This window comes from Kitasatospora sp. NPDC048540 (assembly GCF_040651175.1).
In the GTDB taxonomy this organism is placed as follows: Bacteria; Actinomycetota; Actinomycetes; order Streptomycetales; family Streptomycetaceae; genus Kitasatospora.
Map to the genome: position 1 here is coordinate 1 of NZ_JBEZIR010000168.1, position 15,882 is coordinate 15,882.

A 15,882-nucleotide genomic window follows, 5' to 3' on the forward strand; every position below is an offset into this window, starting at 1 on the left:
GTCGTAGCTCCACTCGGCGAGCAGCTTCGCCGGGTCGCCCGGCGTGTCACCGGTGTACTCCCCGGTCTTGCGCCCGAGTTGGTCGTAGCTGTACGGCGGCCGGCCGGTGCCGAGCGGCTGGTCCGGCGGCGGCCGGGACAGCCGGCCACCGCGCCGATGCCCCGGCCCGACCACCACGAGCAGCCGAGGGAGCGGGCGGCCACGCCGCCGCCCGGCCGCCCGCCGGGCCAGCGCGACCGCCAGCACACCCCGCCTCCGGTCCGGCCGGGCGGCTCCCGCCGCCGGCTGCTGCGGCAGCGGGTGATCGTCTTCGTCACGGTCACGGTCGGCGTCGCGCTGGCCATCGCTGCCGCGCAGGGCTGTGAGAACCGCAGCGACCAGGGGCTCGCGCCGCAGCGGCCCGGCACCGTGGCGTCGCCGCCGGCGGAGCAGCCCGCCCCGCTGTCCATCGACGGCGCCGGGGCGTCCGCGCCGCTGGCCACGGCGGCGCGCAGCGGCGGCGAAGCGGGCATCGCGCCCGCCTCGGGCCAGGTGCCGAGCGCGGACTGGCCGAACCGGGTGTACGCCGACCCGGGCGGCGGTCCGGCGGTCCGGCTGCGGGACGGGCACAGCACCGAGGGTCCGCAGACCGCACTGACCACGGCGCTGCCGGTGCGCTACCGGGAGGCGCCGGGGACGGTGGTGGTGCTGCGCCGCACCGAGGGGTCGGTGCCGGTGGACCTGGTGCAGCTGTTCGGCTTCGCCGGCGACCAGCCCGTGCTGGTCGCCTCCCGGGCCTCGGCCGCAGATCCGCAGGCGGCGGCCGCCTGGCGGATCGACAACGGGGCGCTGCTCCGCGAGGAGCGGGTGTCGCAGACTGGCGCGGTCTCCACCACCCGCTACACCGTCCGCGCCGACGGCAGTCTGGAGGAGTCCTGGCCGGGTGCCGGGATCTCCGGCGGGGGTACGGGCCGGACCGCGGGCTGAGGGGTCATCGGACGGCCCGGCCGGCCGGGGACGCGATCCGCACGAGCCGCTCCGGCTCGCTGCGCCGTCTCCCGTCCCTGCACCTTCCCTGGGATTCGGGCCGGGGTCCGGTGTACGGGCTGAACGTCAAACTCGACCAGTGTGAGCAGGGCGGCACCGCCCGGGGCGTCGTCGGCCACGGCATCAGGTTCGGGAACCCCGGCGACCTGCCGATCCGGGGCGTCCGGGACGGCAGCGGTAGCGACCACACCGGCGTCCACCGCCCGGCCGACCGGACCTTCTACGGGACCGGGTACGACACCCACCTGGCCGTCCACCAGCAGCAGTTCGGCGGCCGGGGCGACCTGCCACTGGTCGGCGACCGGGGCTGACCGAGGGCCGCAGGCGCGCCGCCCGGGCCGGGTGGCGCGCCTGCGGCGTCTGCGGGGGTGCTCAGCCCGTCGTGACGGCGTAGAAGGCGACGGCGGCGGCCGCGCCGACGTTGAGCGAGTCGACGCCGTGCGCCATCGGGATGCGTACGGCCCGGTCGGCGGCGGCCAGCGCGTGGCGGGTCAGGCCGTCGCCCTCCGCGCCGAGCATCAGGGCGACGCGTTCCAGCCGGTGCGGGGCCGCCTCGGCGAGGTCGACGGCGTGCTCGGCCGGGGTGAGCGCGAGCAGCTGGAACCCGGCCGAGCGGACCGTCCCCAGGGCGGCGGGCCACGGGTCGAGACGGGCGTACGGGACCGCGAAGACCGCGCCCATCGAGGTCTTGACGGCCCGCCGGTACAGCGGGTCCGCGCAGTCCGGGGAGAGCAGCACGGCGTCCATGCCTAGCGCGGCGGCGCTGCGGAAGATCGCGCCGAGGTTGGTGTGGTCGACCAGCCCCTCCAGCACCGCCACCCGGCGGGCGCCGGACAGCAGGTCGGCGGCGTCCGGGAGCGGCCTGCGCTCCATCGAGGCGAGCGCACCGCGGTGCACGTGGTAGCCGGTGACCTGCTCGGCCAGGGCCGGCTCGACCAGGTGGACGGGCGCCTCGGCGGCCTCGATCACGTCGGCCATCACCCCGAGCCACTTGGCGGTCAGCAGCATCGACCGCATCCGGTAGCCGGCCTCCAGGGCCCGGCGGATGACCTTCTCGCCCTCGGCGATGAACAGGCCCTCCGCGGGTTCGCGACGACGGCGGAGCTCGACGTCGGTCAGGCCGGTGTAGTCGGCCAGGCGCGGGTCGGCGGGGTCGGTGACGGTGCTCGGTTCGGACACGGGCCCGATCTTGCCCGGTCGGCGACCGCTAATCCAATCGGCCGCCGGGCGGGACCACCCGCTCCTGATCACCGGACGCCGCCGTGCGATGATCACAGCCGTACGGCGGGACGGTCGCCGGCGGTGGACCGACCGGAGGCCGGCTGTGTGGAATCCCTGGCGGCAGAGGCCTTCGGCGAGGGCGCGGCGGCTGCTCGACGCGGTGCGCGCCGACCGGCGGGAACTCGAGGACACCGCCGACCTGACGGTCTGCCGGGAGGCCGCGTTCCGGGCGGTCCGGGACGAGGGCGGCAGCCTGGGCCGGATGCTCGGCGCGGTCGAGGAGCTGCTGGCCGACGAGGCGGACCGCGAGTTCGCGGTGACCGCGCTGGAATGTGTGCAGAACCTGGTGTCCCACGGGCTGCCGGACGTCGCTTCGGCCCGGGACGCCGAGGCCGCGCTGGGTCCGCGCGGCGCGGCCTGCTGGCGCGCGCTGGCGGACTTCTGGACGGCGGCCGCCGCCTGGAACGCGGACAGCGGGCGTGAGCCGAAGGCCGCGGCCGAGCTGCTCACCGTCGAGAACCCGCAGCTGCGGCTGCTGCTGTGGACGTCCAACCGCTCCCTGCCGGACGGGCGCCGGATCGGCCTGGCCGACATCCTCCGCTTCGAGCAGACGACCGGCTCGGCCGTCCCCGGGTTCAGCCACCTCCCCATCGCCCGGCAGACCGCCGGCCAGGGCTGACCGCCGGGCGGCCGGGCAGATCAGCGGGCGAGGACCTCGACACCGCCGGCGGCCCCCGGGCCCAGCCAGCTCACCGTCGCCCGATCGGCCCGACGCTCGGTGGAGAGAACGTTGACGCCGCCGGCCACCCTCGGGTTCCGCCATCACGGCGTCGCCCGGCAGACCGCCGGCGGGCCAGGATCTCGGGAGCGTCGGCCGCCCCCAGATTCAGCGCCTCACCACCGCCCGGCGGGCGAGCGGGCGAGGACCTCGACACCGTCGGCGGCCCCCGGGCTCGGCCACCGCACCGTCGTCCGACGGCCCGGAGGGGTCAGCCGGCGAGGACGTTGACGACGTCGCCGATGACGATCACGGCCGGCGGCTTGATCTGCTCGGTCTCGACGACGGCGGCCACCGTGTCCAGGGTGGCGTCGACCCGGCGCTGGGCCGCGGTGGTGCCTTCCTGGACCACGGCGACCGGGGTGGACCCGGCGCGGCCGTGCGCGATCAGCTCGGCGGCGATGGCGCCGATCTTGTCGACTGCCATCAGCAGCACCAGGGTGCCGGTCATCCGCGCGACCGCGTCCCAGTTGGTGAGCGAGCGCTCGCCCGGGCCGACGTGGCCGGAGATCACGGTGAACTCGTGGGTCATGCCGCGGTGGGTGACCGGGATGCCGACCGCCGCCGGGACGCTGATCGAGCTGGAGATGCCCGGGACCACGGTGACCGGCAGCCCCGCCTCCACGCAGGCCAGCAGCTCCTCGCCGCCGCGTCCGAAGACGTACGGGTCACCGCCCTTGAGCCGGACCACGAACCGGCCCGCCTTGGCGTGCTCGATCAGGGTCCGGTTGATCGCCTCCTGGGCCATGAAACGCCCGTACGGGATCTTCGAGGCGTCGATCACCTCGACGTGCTCGGGCAGTTCCGCCAGCAGCTCGCGCGGGGCCAGGCGGTCGGCGACCACCACGTCCGCGTCGGCCAGCAGGCGGCGGCCGCGGACCGTGATCAGGTCGGGGTCACCGGGCCCGCCGCCGACCAGGGCGACGCCCGGGGTCCGCTCGCGGTACTGGCGGGCCGCCAGCGAGCCGTCCCGCAGCCCCTCGACGACGGCGTCGCGCAGGGCCGCCGAGTGCCGCGGGTCGCCGGTGAGGACCGCGACGGTGGCGCCGCCGTCCCGGCCGCTGGCCGGGGTCCAGGCGGTGGCGGCGGCCGCGTCGTCGCTGCGGGCGCAGAACACCCGCCGGCGCTCGGCCTCGGCGGACACCGCGGTGTTGACGGCCACGTCGTCGGTGGCGACCAGCACGTACCAGGCACCGTCCAGGTCGCCGTCGGCGTAGCCGCGGCGGTGCCAGGTGAGTTCACCCGCGTCCGCCATCGCGTGCACGGCCGGGGTGGTGGCCGGCGATATCAGCTGGATGTCCGCCCCCGCGGCGATCAGCGCCGGCAGCCGGCGCTGCGCGACCTGGCCTCCGCCGACCACCACGACACGGCGGTCGGTGAGCAGCAGGCCCACCGGGTACGGGGTCAGACCCTCGGTGCTGGGGTGCGGCTTGGGCGCGGTCATCGGCGGTGCTCCTGGGTGGGAAGGGTGGAACTGCTTACGACGGTGTCCCCGTACCGGCGCGCCCTCGGGCCGGTACGGGGACTGCGGAGGCGTCAGGCCTTCTCGGTGACCCCGGCGGAGTCGAAGGTGGCTACATCGTGCATCGCCCGGGCCGCACTCTGCACCAGCGGGAGGGCCAGCAGTGCGCCGGTGCCCTCGCCGAGGCGCAGGTCGAGGTCGATCAGCGGACGCAGGCCGAGCTTGGCGAGCGCCGCCTGGTGGCCGGGCTCGGCGGAGCGGTGGCCCGCGATGCAGGCGGCCAGCACCTCGGGCGCGATGGCCTTGGCGGCGAGCGCGGCGGAACCCGCGATCACCCCGTCGAGGATCACCGGCGTGCGCAGCGAGGCGGCGCCCAGCAGGAAGCCCGCGATGGCGGCGTGCTCCAGGCCGCCGACCGCGGCGAGCACCGCGATCGGGTCCGCCGGGTCCGGCCGGTGCAGCTCCAGGGCGCGGCGGATCACGTCGACCTTGCGGGCGTGGGTCTCGTCGTCGATACCCGTGCCGCGGCCGGTGACCTCGGCCGGGTCGGCGCCGGTGAAGACCGAGATCAGCGCCGAGGAGGCGGTGGTGTTGGCGATGCCCATGTCGCCGGTGATCAGCACCTTGTTCCCGGCCGCGACCAGGTCCCGGGCGGTCTCGATGCCGACCTCGATGGCCTTCAGCGCCTCGTCCCGGGTCATCGCCGGGCCCTGGGTCATGTCGTCGGTGCCGGGCTTCACCTTGCGCGGCAGCAGGCCGGTGGTACGGCCCTGCTGGACCGGCTGCGGCAGGTCGGCCTTGACGCCCACGTCGACCACGCAGACCTCGGCGCCGACCTGCGCGGCGAAGGCGTTGACCACCGCTCCCCCGGCCAGGAAGTTGGCCACCATCTGCCCGGTGACCTCCTGCGGCCAGGGCGTGACGCCCTGGGCGTGCACACCGTGGTCACCGGCGAAGATCGCCACGCAGGCGGGCTCCGGGATCGGCGGCGGGCACTTGCGGGACAGCCCGCAGAGCTGGGCGGCGATGATCTCCAGCATGCCGAGCGACCCGGCGGGCTTGGTCATCCGCTTCTGCCGGTCCCAGGCCTCGCCGAGGCACTTGGCGTCCAGCGGCCGGATGCCGCGCAGGGTGTCGGAGAGCAGGTCGTGCGGCTCCTCGCCGGGCAGCGCCCGGTTGCCGTACTGCTCCTCGTGGACGACCCAGGACAGCGGGCGCTTCTTGGCCCAGCCCTGCTGCTGCAGCTCGGGCTCGTCCGGGAACGCGTCCACGTAGCCGACGCAGAGGTAGGCCACCACGTCCAGGTGCTCGGGCAGGCCGAGCTCGCGGACCATCTCCTCCTCGTCGAAGAAGCTCACCCAGCCGACGCCCAGGCCCTCGGCGCGGGCGGCCAGCCAGAGGTTCTCGACGGCCAGCGCGGCCGAGTACGGCGCCATCTGCGGCTGGGTGTGCCGGCCGAGGGTGTGCCGGCCGCCGCGGGTGCGGTCGGCGGTGACCACGATGTTGACCGGGGTCTCGAGGATGGCCTCGATCTTGATTTCCTTGAACTGCTTCGCCCGGCCCTTGGGCAGGGAGTCGGCGAACGCGATCCGCTGGCGCTCCGCGAGGGCGTGCATCTTCTGCCGGGTCTTCGCGGAGCGGATCACCACGAAGTCCCAAGGCTGGGAGTAGCCGACGCTCGGCGCGGTGTGGGCCGCCTCCAGCACCCGGATCAGCACCTCGTGCGGGATCGGGTCGGGGCGGAAGCCGTTGCGGACGTCCCGGCGCTCGCGGATCACCTGGTGGACGGCCTCGCGGCCGGCCTCGTCGAAGCCGGGTGCGGCGGGCGGGCGCTCGACCGCGGCGGGCTCGGCGGCCGGTTCCCCGGCGGTGCCGGGCTCCGCCGGGGCGGGCTCCGCGGCGGGCTCGGCGGGCGCCTCGGCGACGGCGTCCGCGGGGTGCTCCACGGGCCCGGGGGTTTCGGGGGTCGCGGCCGGCCCGGCGACGGGCGGCTCCTGGGCGGACTCCTCGGCGGACTCCTGGACAGGCTCGGCCGGGGCGGCGGGCGGCTCGGTCTCCGCGGGGGTCTCCGCGGCGGCCTCGGCTTCCGGGGCGGCTTCCGGCGTGGGCGCCGGCTCCACGGGGACGACGGCGTCCGCCTCGGCGGGGGCCTCCTGCGGAGTCTCGGGTGCGGCCTCGGCGACGACGGCGGGAGCGGACTCCTCCGAAGGCGCGGGCACGGGCTCCACGGGCGGCGCGACCGGCTCGGTGAGCAGGTCGCCGGTGCCCGCGACCGGCGCGGCGGGCGCCGCGGCCTCGACCACCGGCAGGCCGTGCGGCGCGGGGGCGGCCAGGAACGCGGAGATCCTGCGGTGCTGGGCGGCCGGCTGGGCCGGGATGGCCGCGGTGGCCTGGACGGTCCCGGTGACCGTGCCGGCCTGGGCCTGCTGCTCGGCGAAGACCGGCTCCACGAAGACGGGAGCGGCCGCCGGGCCCGGTGCCGCGACGGCGGTGGCCTCCTGGGCCGCGGGCTGCTCCGCGACGGGCTGTTCGTCGCCCGGCGCAGCGACGGGCACCGCCACCACGGGCTCGACGGGCTCAGCCGGTGCGGCGTCCGCTGCGGCTTCCGGCAGCACGGGAGCGACGGCGACGGGCTCGGCCGGGGCCTCGACGACGGGCAGCTCGACCGGTACGGCGGCGGCCTCGACGACGATGGCCTCGGGGAACACGGCCGCCGGGGCCTCGGCCACCTGTGCCTCGACGACCGGTGCCTCGACGACGACCGCGGTCTCGACGACCGGTGCCTGGACGACCGGGGTCTCCACGGCAGGGGCCTCCACGACGGGGAGCTCGACCACCGGCGACCCGACCGGCTCGGCCATCGGCGGCTCGGCCATCGGCGCCGGTGCGGCGGGCAGCTCGGTCGGCGTGGCGTCGACCGGGAGCACTGCGGCCTCGGCGGCCACCGGCTGCGGGACGGGCTCGACGGGCGCGACGACCGGCGGGACCGGCTCGGCCGGAGCGACGGCGACGGGCTCGGCGGCCGGCGGCGCCACGACCGGGGTGCCGTGCGCAGGGGTGCCGCCCAACGGGCGGACCTGGTAGCCCTGCTGGTCGGCGCCGGACGGGCCGCGGTCGGCCAGCGAGCGCACCGGCACGTGGCCGGTCATCAGCGAGGGGTCCGGAATCGGCGGCCCGGCGTGCAGGGGGCGGCGGACGGGCGGCGCGGGCTGAGCGGACGTCAGCGGGTGCTGGGCCTCCGCGACGGGCGGCTGCGGGGCGGCGGGCTCCGGCAGCGGGAGCGAGACCGGCTCCGCGGCGGCCGGGGTGCCGGGGACGGCGGGCACCACGTCGGGGGCGTCCGGGGCGAACACCTCGGCGACCGGCAGCGGCGGGTTGAGCGGCGGCCAGGACGGCTCGACCGGGACACCGGCCGGCGGCGGCTCGGCGATGGTGCGCAGCGGCATGGTCTCGTTGAGCCCGGCCGGGACGGCGGCGTCGGGGGCCTGGCCGACGGCGGGCCCGGGGACGACGGGGTGTTCGAGCACCGCGACGGTCTCCACGGCACCCATCAGCGGTTCGCCCCAGGAGCCCTGCGGGCCGGGCATCAGCAGCTCGTCCTCGTCCTCGTCCAGCTGGTCGAGGAAGGTGTAGGCGGGCCGGTGCTCGCCAGCCCAGGCCTGGACGGGTGGCTGCGCGCCGGGCATGGCGGTGCCGTCCGGCGTGCCGAGCGGGTCGGCACCGCCGTGCGGCTGCTCCGGTACTCCCGCACTCGGGACGTGGCCGCCATCGGTCATGTCAAAGCTCCTTCCAGGCCGCTTCCGCGACCTTGGCGGCACGGCCACGACCGCAGCGCCCAACTCCGCTGGGAGGAGACCGCGGACGGCCTGCCCCTCCACCTACTGGCGGCCGCCGCGCACACGGCGGCCGTCGGCTCCGGCGCGCTGCACCCACCCCGGCGGCGCAGCGGCCCTCCCGGGCTGGCGCACCGTCAGGAACAACGACGGCCCGGGGCAACCGGCACGACCGCGCCGGAACCCTACGGCATTCTTCCGGCCCGGCCCGCATCGCGTCGAATGCGCGCGAAATGTGTCGATGCAGGTTGCACCGCGTCAAATCGGTACCAACCGGTCAGGATCGGACACGATCCACCGACGCGCGAAGCCCGGGGCCACCCTACCGGCCGGGGCCGACGGTCTCCCGAATCGGTGTCCGGATGCGACGTGGATCACCGTCCGGGCGGGCCCGCCGCCCGGTGGGGGGCGGTTCCGGCCTGCCGCGGGGCCTCGGCGGCCCGGGCCGGGGACACCGCGTGGTCCGTGCGGTGCCACCGGGCCGGGTCCGGGGGGCTGAGTCCGGCTCAGCCGGCCCGGCCCCAGAGGATCAAGGTGTGGTCGGCCGGGCCGAAAGAGGGGCGGTCGCGGTCGGCGCGCGCCGGAGTGAGCGGCGCGGACTGCAGCAGTGCGCCGTCCACGCGGTAGCCCGCCGTCTCGGCGATCTGCCGGAAGTCGGCCGCCTCGGCCAGGTTCCGGGCGATCAGGACCAGACGTCCGGGGCGGCGGGCGGCGACGGCCCGAACCAGTTCCGCGCCGCCGGACTCGATCACCACCGCGTCCGGCTCGGGCAGTCCGCCGAGCGCCTCGGGTCCCTCCCCCGGGACCACCTCGACCTCGACGGCGTGGCGGCGCGCGGCTGCGGCCGTCCGCGCCCGGGCGTCGGCCTGCGCCTGGACCGCGACCACCGCCGCGCCGAGCCGCGCGGTGTCGACGGCCAGTTCGCCGCCGGCTCCGCCGACCGTCCACACCAGGTCCCCGGGGACCGGCCCGATCCTGGCCAGCGCCAGCGCGCGGACATGCGCCGGCAGCGCGTGCTCCTCGGCCGGTGCGCCGTCGTCCGCCCCCGCACCCGCGTACGCCGGGGCGGGCAGCGCCCAGCCGTGCTCCGGCGCGGGGAAGCCCAGCGGGCGGCCGGCGAGCCAGCCGGCCGCCTCGGTGACGGTGCCGGTCGGGTGGCCGCCGATCACCAGCACCACGCTGGGGTCGCGCCAGTCGTGGTCCGGTACCCGCTCGGAGGTCAGGACGGTGACGTCCTCGTCCGGGGTGCCCAGCGCCTCGCAGACCACGAAGGTGCGGTGCACGCCGCGGAGCATCAGGGCCAGTTCGGCGGGGCCGGCGTCGGCGGTGGTGAGCACGGCGACCTTGGGGTGGGCCCGGCAGATGTTGGCGGCGCGGCGGAGCCGGCCGCCGTGCACCGACACCACCTGGGCGTCCTCCCAGGCCATCCCGGCCCGGGCGAAGGCGGTGGCGACCGAGGAGACGGCGGGCAGTACCTCGAGTTCGAGTCCGTACTCGGGCCGCCGCAGGGTCCGTACGACGCCGAAGAAGCCCGGGTCGCCCTCGGCGACGACCACGGCGGTGCCGCGGTGCTCGGCCAGCCGGTGGGCGGCGGCCGCGATGCTGCCGAGGGCGATGCGTTCGGCGCCGGCCGGCACCGGCAGCGCGTTCAGCTGGTAGGGCGCCCCCGCCACCAGGGTCGCCCCGGCGAGCGCGGAGGCCGCCGCCTCGGTGAGTGGGGTGCCGTCCCACCCGATGACCGTGATCCGGTCAGCCATCTGCGGCTGTTCTCCCTCGCCTGGTCCGCCCCGTCGCAGGGCCCGGCCGACGGTCCGCGGCGGATCGACTCGACGCCCGGAACCGTGCGGACACACACCCTCGGGCGGCCGGCCTCGGCACGCCCCAGGAGAGGCTACCGGGTGCACCGACCGGTCCGCCCGGCGACGCCCGACCCGGCGGCCGTACGGTCAGTCGCGGAGCAGGTGGCCCCGGTCGGCCCAGTCGGGCTCGGGGCTGTCCAGGTCCTCCGGGAGCAGGCTCCACACGATGAGGTCGCTGCGGGTCCCGGCGGCCGGCGCGGTGCGGCCGCGCTCCCCCGGGGTCCAGTCGTCCCGGACTATCCAGGCACTGCGCAGCACGCCCTCGCTGATGCAGCCGGTCTTCTGGGCGACCTGCTGGCCGGCGGTGTTCCCGGCGGCGGTGCGCAGCTCCAGGCGGTGGAAACCGCGGTCCTCGAACAGCCACTGGGCGACCCCGAGGACGGCCTCCGGGGCGTAGCCCTCGCCGCGCGCCCAGGGGGCGGTCACCCCGGTGATCTCGGTGGACCGCAGCCGCCAGTCGGTGCCGCGGAGTTCGACCCGGCCGACCACCCGCTGGGTGAGGTGCTCGATGACGGTGAAGCAGATGCCCCGGCCGTCCGCGCGGCGGGCGGGGGCGTGGGTGCGGATCCACTCCAGGGCGTGGGTCTCGGTGAAGGGCTGGGGAACGGCCGTCCAGGCGTACACCTGCTCGTCGGCCATCATCGAGACCAGGCTGGGGGCATCGGCGTCCGTGGGCGGGCGCAGCAGCAGCCGGTCGGTGCTGATGGCTGTCTCGGGGAAGCTCGCTGCCATTGCCGTCTCTCCTCGCCGGGTCGTGGACACACGGTACGCCGCGCCCCTCCTCGGGCGTGCCAGGGTACCCGCTGCCCGTCGACGGACCGTCAGGTGTGCCGCCGATGTGGCGACGGCACGTCAGATTCGCCCCCGACGGGACCGTCTCCCCTGCATACTGCACGACCGGGCCCCCGCCGTGGTGAGGCGGGGGCCCGGTCACGGGCGTGCGGGACGCGGGGGCGGGGGTGCCGGTCAGAACGCCGGGACGACCGAACCCTGGAAGGTGTCGGCGATGTACTTCTTCACCTCGGCGGAGTGCAGCAGCTCGGCCAGCTTCTTGACCCGCGGGTCGGCCTCGTTGCCCTTCTTGACGGCGAGGATGTTGGCGTAGGGGTTGCCCTCGGCCTTCTCCAGCAGGATCGCGTCGGTGGCGGGCTTGAGGCCGGAGTCGAGGGCGTAGTTGCCGTTGATGACCGCGGCGTCCAGGTCGTCGAGGGCACGCGGCAGCTGGGCCGCCTCCAGCTCCTTGAACTTGAGGTTCTTCGGGTTGCTCGCGATGTCCTGGACGGTGGCGGCGGTGCCGGCGCCGCCCTTGAGGGTGATGACGTTGTTGTCGGCGAGCAGCTTCAGCGCCCGGCCCTCGTTGGTGGCGTCGTTGGGGACGCCGACCTGGGCGCCGTCCTTGAGGTCGCCGATGGCCTTGGCCTTCTTGGAGTAGACGCCGAGCGGCTCGAGGTGGACCGGCTCGACCGAGACGATGCTGGTGCCGTTCTTCTGGTTGAAGTCCTCGAGGTAGGGCACGTGCTGGAAGTAGTTGGCGTCCGCGGAGCCGTCCTGAACGGCCGTGTTGGGGGTGACGTAGTCGCTGACCACCTTGATGTTCAGCTTGAGTCCCGCCTTCTCGGCCAGGTTGTCCTTCACGTACTGGAGGATCTGGGCGTGCGGGGTGGGGCTGGCGACCACGGTCAGCGCCTTGTTCGGGTCGGCGGAGGCGCCGGCCGGCGAGGAGCCGGAGCTGCTGCAGGCGGCGAGCGACAGGGCGAGGCCGGCGGTGGCGAGGACGGTGGTGGTCTTCAGGACGTTACGCACGAAAAGTGCCTTTCTGCGGGGTTGCGGTCGGCCGCCCGGACCGTGGATGACGGGACGGGTGCGGCCGGGTTCTCGCCGGGCCCGGGGTGGGGCCGCGGCGGGGTCAGGAGGCGACGGGCTCGTCGTCGGAGGGGGTGCCGCTGCGGCCGAACAGGGAGCCGAGCGGGCTGCGGTATCCACCGCGGTGGGAGAGCCGGCGGGCGATCCGGTCGCCGATCAGCTGGAGCACGGTCACGATGACCACCAGCTCGGCGACGATCACCCACATGAAGGTGGTCTGGAAGCGCAGGTAGCCGTAGCGGTAGGCGAGGTCGCCGAGGCCGCCGCCGCCGACCACGCCCGCCATCGCGGAGAAGCCGATCAGGGCGATCACCGTGGTGACTGCCGAGGCGACCAGCGCGGGCAGCGCCTCCGGCAGGAGCACCTTGCGGACGGTCGTCAAGGTCGAACCGCCCATCGACTGGACGGCCTCGACCAGGCCGGGGTCGACCTCGCGGACGGAGGTCTCGACCAGCCGGGCGAAGAACGGGATGGCGCCCACCGTGAGCGGCACCGTCGCCGCCTGCCACCCGATGCTGGTGCCGGCGATCAGCTTGGTGAAGCTCGCCAGCGCCACGATCAGGATGATGAATGGCAGCGAGCGGCCGATGTTGACCACGGCGCCGACCACCCGGTTCAGCGCGAGGTTCTCCAACTGGCCGCCGCGGTCCGTCAGCACCAGGAGCAGGCCAACCGGCAGACCGAGGATCACGGTGGCGACCGAGGCGACGCCGACCATCTGGAGGGTCTCCCAGGTGGCGGGCCACATCAGGTCCTGCATCTGGTCCCAGGTCAGGGTGTTGCTCATGCCGCCGCTCCGTTCGCCGCGAGGACGTCCACCTGGAGGCCCTGCTCGCGCAGGAAGCCGATCGGTACCACGTTGTCCTGGTGGCCGCCGGGCAGTTCGACCCGCATCCGGCCGACCATCCGGCCGGCGATGGTCTCCACCGCGGCACCCAGGATGTTGATGTCGATCTGGTAGGTGCGGGCGAGCTGGGAGATGAACGGCTGGGCCGGGGTGTCGCCCTGGAAGGTGACCTCGACGACGGTGTGGCCGGGGTGACCGGAGCCGAAGTCGCCGAGCGGGAAGAGGTCCCGGGCGAGCTGGGAGCCCTCGGTGGCGAGCAGGTCGGTCAGGGCGCCGGACTCCACCACCCGGCCGCCGCGCATCAGGGCGGCGGAGTCGCAGACGGACTTGATGACGTCCATCTCGTGGGTGATCAGCAGCACGGTCAGGCCGAGTTGCCGGTTGAGGTCGCGCAGCAGGGCGAGGATCGAGCGGGTGGTCTCCGGGTCGAGCGCCGAGGTGGCCTCGTCGGAGAGCAGCACCTTGGGGTCGCCGGCCAGGGCGCGGGCGATGCCGACGCGCTGCTTCTGGCCGCCGGAGAGCTGGCTCGGGTAGCTGCGCGCCTTGTCGGCGAGGCCGACCAGGTCCAGCAGTTCGGCCGCGCGGCGGCGCCGGGTGGTGCGGTCCTGGCCGATGATCTCCAGCGGCAGTTCGACGTTCTCCTGCACGGTGCGCGAGGAGAGCAGGTTGAAGTGCTGGAACACCATGCCGATCCGGCGGCGCGCCTCGCGCAGCTCGCGTCCGGCGCGGTGCTCGCTGCCGGAGAGCGCAGTGAGGTCGAGGCCGTCCACGGTGACCGTGCCGGAGCTGGGCCGCTCCAGCATGTTGACGCAGCGGATGAGGGTGGACTTGCCGGCGCCACTGGTGCCGACGACTCCGTAGACCTCGCCCTCGCGGACGTGCAGGTCGACGCCGTCGAGGGCGGTGACCTCGCGGCCGCCGGAGCGGTAGACCTTCCTGAGGTCCTTGGTGGTGATCACAGCTGCTTCCGTTGTTCGTGGGCGGACGGCTTTGCGGCCGGCATGCCGGAGGCGGTCAGCGGCATGCCGAGCACGCCGGTGCAGGTGAAGAGGGGGGTTAGGTACGTGTTCCACGACGGAAGTGACCGCCGGAAGGGCGGCGACGCGCGGGGACACGGCCCTGGCGGGTCATCAGTGACCGGCGGGCGGACACGCCGGTGACGGCGCGCGGGGAGTTACTCGCTTCGGGGCGCGAGCGCAGGGACGGTGGCCCTCAGCGGCGACACATTCGACGGCACATGCATCGCTCACCTGCCGGCGCGGTGCCGGTGGGGGTGCATTTCGTCGTCGCAGTCATACGAGCTAGTAAATCAGACATATGGGCACGGTCCCAATGAACAGGACCCGCTGTCCGAAATGCGGACACGAGCCTTGTGCCACAAGGCCGACGGCGCCCGACTCCGGTGGAGGGGGGCGCCGTCGGCGGGCCGGGAACGGCCGGGGATCAGGCTGCGAGCGAGGTCGCGACCGGCTTCTCCATGGTCACGATGCTCAGCCGGCGGGAGACCTCCCGCACGGAGGTCTGGCGGTACCCCTGGCGGGCGTACAGGCGCAGGTTGGCGAGGCTGCGGTGGCCGGAGAACAGCTCGAACCCGCTCACCGCGTGCTCGGTGCTCAGCCGGCGCTCGACCGCGTCCAGCAGCCGGCGGCCCAGCCCGTGCCGCTGGATCCGCGGGTGGACCACCAGCCGGCCGATGTGGCCGACACCCTGCTCGTCGACCCAGCCGCGTACCGTGCCGACCACCTCGTCGCCGAGGCGCGCAACCAGCACGTGCCGCTCGGCGATCTCCTCCCGCAGGCTGTCCAGGCTCTGGGTCAGCGGATCGATCGTCCAGTCCGAGTACAGCTCGGCCTCGCTCTGGTACCCGAGGTACTGCAGCTTGAGGATCTGCTCCGCGTCCTGCTCGGTCGCCGCCGAGATGCTCACACTCATGCCCATGTACGGGGCCTCCCCATGGATCGTGCCCGGCGCGACGAGTGAGGGTCTCGCACCGGCCGCCTACCGAGGTGTGCCCGGACGGGGATCGGCCCGGTCCGGGAAAAAGCGCTGCTCCGGTCCCTCCGGACGACATCACCGTCCGCCTGGCCCGGATCAGCGCTCACGCTCAGTATCCGGAACGGCGGACGACCGTCAAGAGCGACGTTCGCCACCGCTCTACCCAGCCGTCGGCCGCCCTCAACCTCCCGGACGCCCGACGTGTCGAGCATCACTCGACCTTCACCGGACTCTCGGCGCTCGGGCCCGCGTCCGCGGCGAGGTCCGCGGCTCAGTCCGCCGCCCAGTCCGCGCTCCGGGCCGCGAGCAGCGCCCGCAGACAGCCCAGGCACCGGGAGCGGGTCGGGCCGAGCGAGCCGCGCGGCACGCCGAGGCGTTCGGACAGCTGCCGGTACGACAGCTCCGGTGACTGGGCGAGCGCCGCCAGCAGGGCGGGGCACCGGCCGGGAAGGGCGGCCAGGGCCCGGCGGACGGCCCGGTGGAGCTCGGTCCTGGCGAGCTGTTCGGCCGGTCCGAGGTGACGCTGGGTCACCACGGGCACCGGTGTCTCCACCGCCCGCTCACGCGCCGCCAGCGCCGTCCGCACCGCCAGCCCCCGCAGCCACGCCCCCGGACGGGCCGGCAGGCCACCCACCCGGGCCCGTTCCACGGCCCCCAGCCAGACCGACTGCTCCAGGTCCTCGGCGTCCACCCCGCACCCACGCGCCAGGACGGCCACGAATGGCACCAGCTCGGCTCGGAGTTCGGCAACGGGGATCACACCCCTATGACCGCAACACTCCCCCACACCGACACGGCCCCCACCCCGGGACCACCCGTTCGGGTGCCCACGAGCGGCGCAGCACAGGGGCGCTGGGGGTACCCCCGGCCGGAGGCTGGGGGCGGAACTGCGCGAAGCGGAAGCCAACCTGCCGGCACCCCGGCGACGGCGGGGAACAATCACCCCCCCTCGCCCCCCCCCCCCCCCCCCCCACCCCCCCTCGCGCACTTGCCCCCGC

13 protein-coding genes are annotated in these 15,882 nt (G+C 75.2%); 3 read left to right on the forward strand and 10 right to left on the reverse strand.

Annotated elements, in window-relative coordinates; translation table 11 throughout:
- Nucleotides 1-156: 156 nt before the first annotated feature.
- Both AB0D08_RS36925 and AB0D08_RS36930 read left to right on the forward strand, forming a co-directional pair.
- The gene (locus AB0D08_RS36925; protein ID WP_359894714.1) at nt 157-966 is read left to right on the forward strand and encodes a hypothetical protein; all 810 of its coding nucleotides are present in this window, start codon (nt 157-159) and stop codon (nt 964-966) included.
- A 110-nt stretch (nt 967-1,076) separates the two neighbouring features.
- Nucleotides 1,077-1,337, forward strand: a complete 261-nt coding sequence (locus AB0D08_RS36930; RefSeq protein WP_033822020.1) for a hypothetical protein — start codon at nt 1,077-1,079, stop codon at nt 1,335-1,337.
- 61 nt (nt 1,338-1,398) lie between these two features.
- Here the strand turns inward: AB0D08_RS36930 and AB0D08_RS36935 are convergent, their stop codons facing one another.
- Nucleotides 1,399-2,205, reverse strand: coding sequence for an RNA methyltransferase (locus tag AB0D08_RS36935; protein ID WP_033822021.1), 807 nt, complete (start codon nt 2,203-2,205; stop codon nt 1,399-1,401).
- A gap of 202 nt (nt 2,206-2,407) precedes the next feature.
- Between AB0D08_RS36935 and AB0D08_RS36940 the strand changes: the two genes are divergently transcribed.
- The gene (locus AB0D08_RS36940; RefSeq protein ID WP_359894716.1) at nt 2,408-2,926 is read left to right on the forward strand and encodes a hypothetical protein; all 519 of its coding nucleotides are present in this window, start codon (nt 2,408-2,410) and stop codon (nt 2,924-2,926) included.
- Between the two features lie 310 nt (nt 2,927-3,236).
- On the opposite strand, the gene cobA is transcribed toward AB0D08_RS36940, so the two are convergent.
- The 9 genes from cobA to AB0D08_RS36985 form a co-directional block, all read right to left on the reverse strand.
- Nucleotides 3,237-4,469: a uroporphyrinogen-III C-methyltransferase gene (cobA, locus tag AB0D08_RS36945; protein WP_051813081.1), complete on the reverse strand. Its 1,233-nt coding sequence runs from the start codon at nt 4,467-4,469 to the stop codon at nt 3,237-3,239.
- Between the two features lie 92 nt (nt 4,470-4,561).
- On the reverse strand, nt 4,562-8,263 hold the full coding sequence (cobT, locus tag AB0D08_RS36950; RefSeq protein WP_359894718.1) for a nicotinate-nucleotide--dimethylbenzimidazole phosphoribosyltransferase: 3,702 nt from the start codon (nt 8,261-8,263) through the stop codon (nt 4,562-4,564).
- Nucleotides 8,264-8,826: 563 nt separating this feature from the next.
- On the reverse strand, nt 8,827-10,077 hold the full coding sequence (gene cbiE / locus AB0D08_RS36955; RefSeq protein ID WP_359894720.1) for a precorrin-6y C5,15-methyltransferase (decarboxylating) subunit CbiE: 1,251 nt from the start codon (nt 10,075-10,077) through the stop codon (nt 8,827-8,829).
- Between the two features lie 189 nt (nt 10,078-10,266).
- Nucleotides 10,267-10,911: a GNAT family N-acetyltransferase gene (locus AB0D08_RS36960; protein ID WP_359894721.1), complete on the reverse strand. Its 645-nt coding sequence runs from the start codon at nt 10,909-10,911 to the stop codon at nt 10,267-10,269.
- 234 nt (nt 10,912-11,145) lie between these two features.
- Nucleotides 11,146-11,982 (reverse strand): MetQ/NlpA family ABC transporter substrate-binding protein, encoded by an 837-nt coding sequence (locus AB0D08_RS36965; RefSeq protein ID WP_033825926.1) that lies wholly within the window; start codon nt 11,980-11,982, stop codon nt 11,146-11,148.
- A gap of 103 nt (nt 11,983-12,085) precedes the next feature.
- Nucleotides 12,086-12,817: a methionine ABC transporter permease gene (locus tag AB0D08_RS36970; RefSeq protein ID WP_063794556.1), complete on the reverse strand. Its 732-nt coding sequence runs from the start codon at nt 12,815-12,817 to the stop codon at nt 12,086-12,088.
- A gap of 8 nt (nt 12,818-12,825) precedes the next feature.
- A complete protein-coding gene (locus AB0D08_RS36975; protein WP_359894723.1) occupies nt 12,826-13,848 on the reverse strand; it encodes an ATP-binding cassette domain-containing protein in 1,023 nt (340 codons plus the stop codon).
- A 484-nt stretch (nt 13,849-14,332) separates the two neighbouring features.
- On the reverse strand, nt 14,333-14,827 hold the full coding sequence (locus AB0D08_RS36980) for a GNAT family N-acetyltransferase (protein WP_033825928.1): 495 nt from the start codon (nt 14,825-14,827) through the stop codon (nt 14,333-14,335).
- A gap of 328 nt (nt 14,828-15,155) precedes the next feature.
- Nucleotides 15,156-15,644 carry a sigma-70 family RNA polymerase sigma factor gene (locus tag AB0D08_RS36985; RefSeq protein ID WP_033825929.1) on the reverse strand — a complete coding sequence of 163 codons (489 nt, stop codon included), beginning with the start codon at nt 15,642-15,644 and terminating at the stop codon, nt 15,156-15,158.
- Between the last annotated feature and the right edge of the window lie 238 nt (nt 15,645-15,882).

Bases quoted from the DNA above. Each gene is read 5' to 3' on its own strand.
- AB0D08_RS36980 (WP_033825928.1), bottom strand. From the start codon at position 14,827: ATGGGCATGAGTGTGAGCATCTCGGCGGCGACCGAGCAGGACGCGGAG.
- AB0D08_RS36925 (WP_359894714.1), top strand. From the start codon at position 157: ATGCCCCGGCCCGACCACCACGAGCAGCCGAGGGAGCGGGCGGCCACG.
- cobA (WP_051813081.1), bottom strand. From the start codon at position 4,469: ATGACCGCGCCCAAGCCGCACCCCAGCACCGAGGGTCTGACCCCGTAC.
- AB0D08_RS36960 (WP_359894721.1), bottom strand. From the start codon at position 10,911: ATGGCAGCGAGCTTCCCCGAGACAGCCATCAGCACCGACCGGCTGCTG.
- cbiE (WP_359894720.1), bottom strand. From the start codon at position 10,077: ATGGCTGACCGGATCACGGTCATCGGGTGGGACGGCACCCCACTCACC.
- cobT (WP_359894718.1), bottom strand. From the start codon at position 8,263: ATGACCGATGGCGGCCACGTCCCGAGTGCGGGAGTACCGGAGCAGCCG.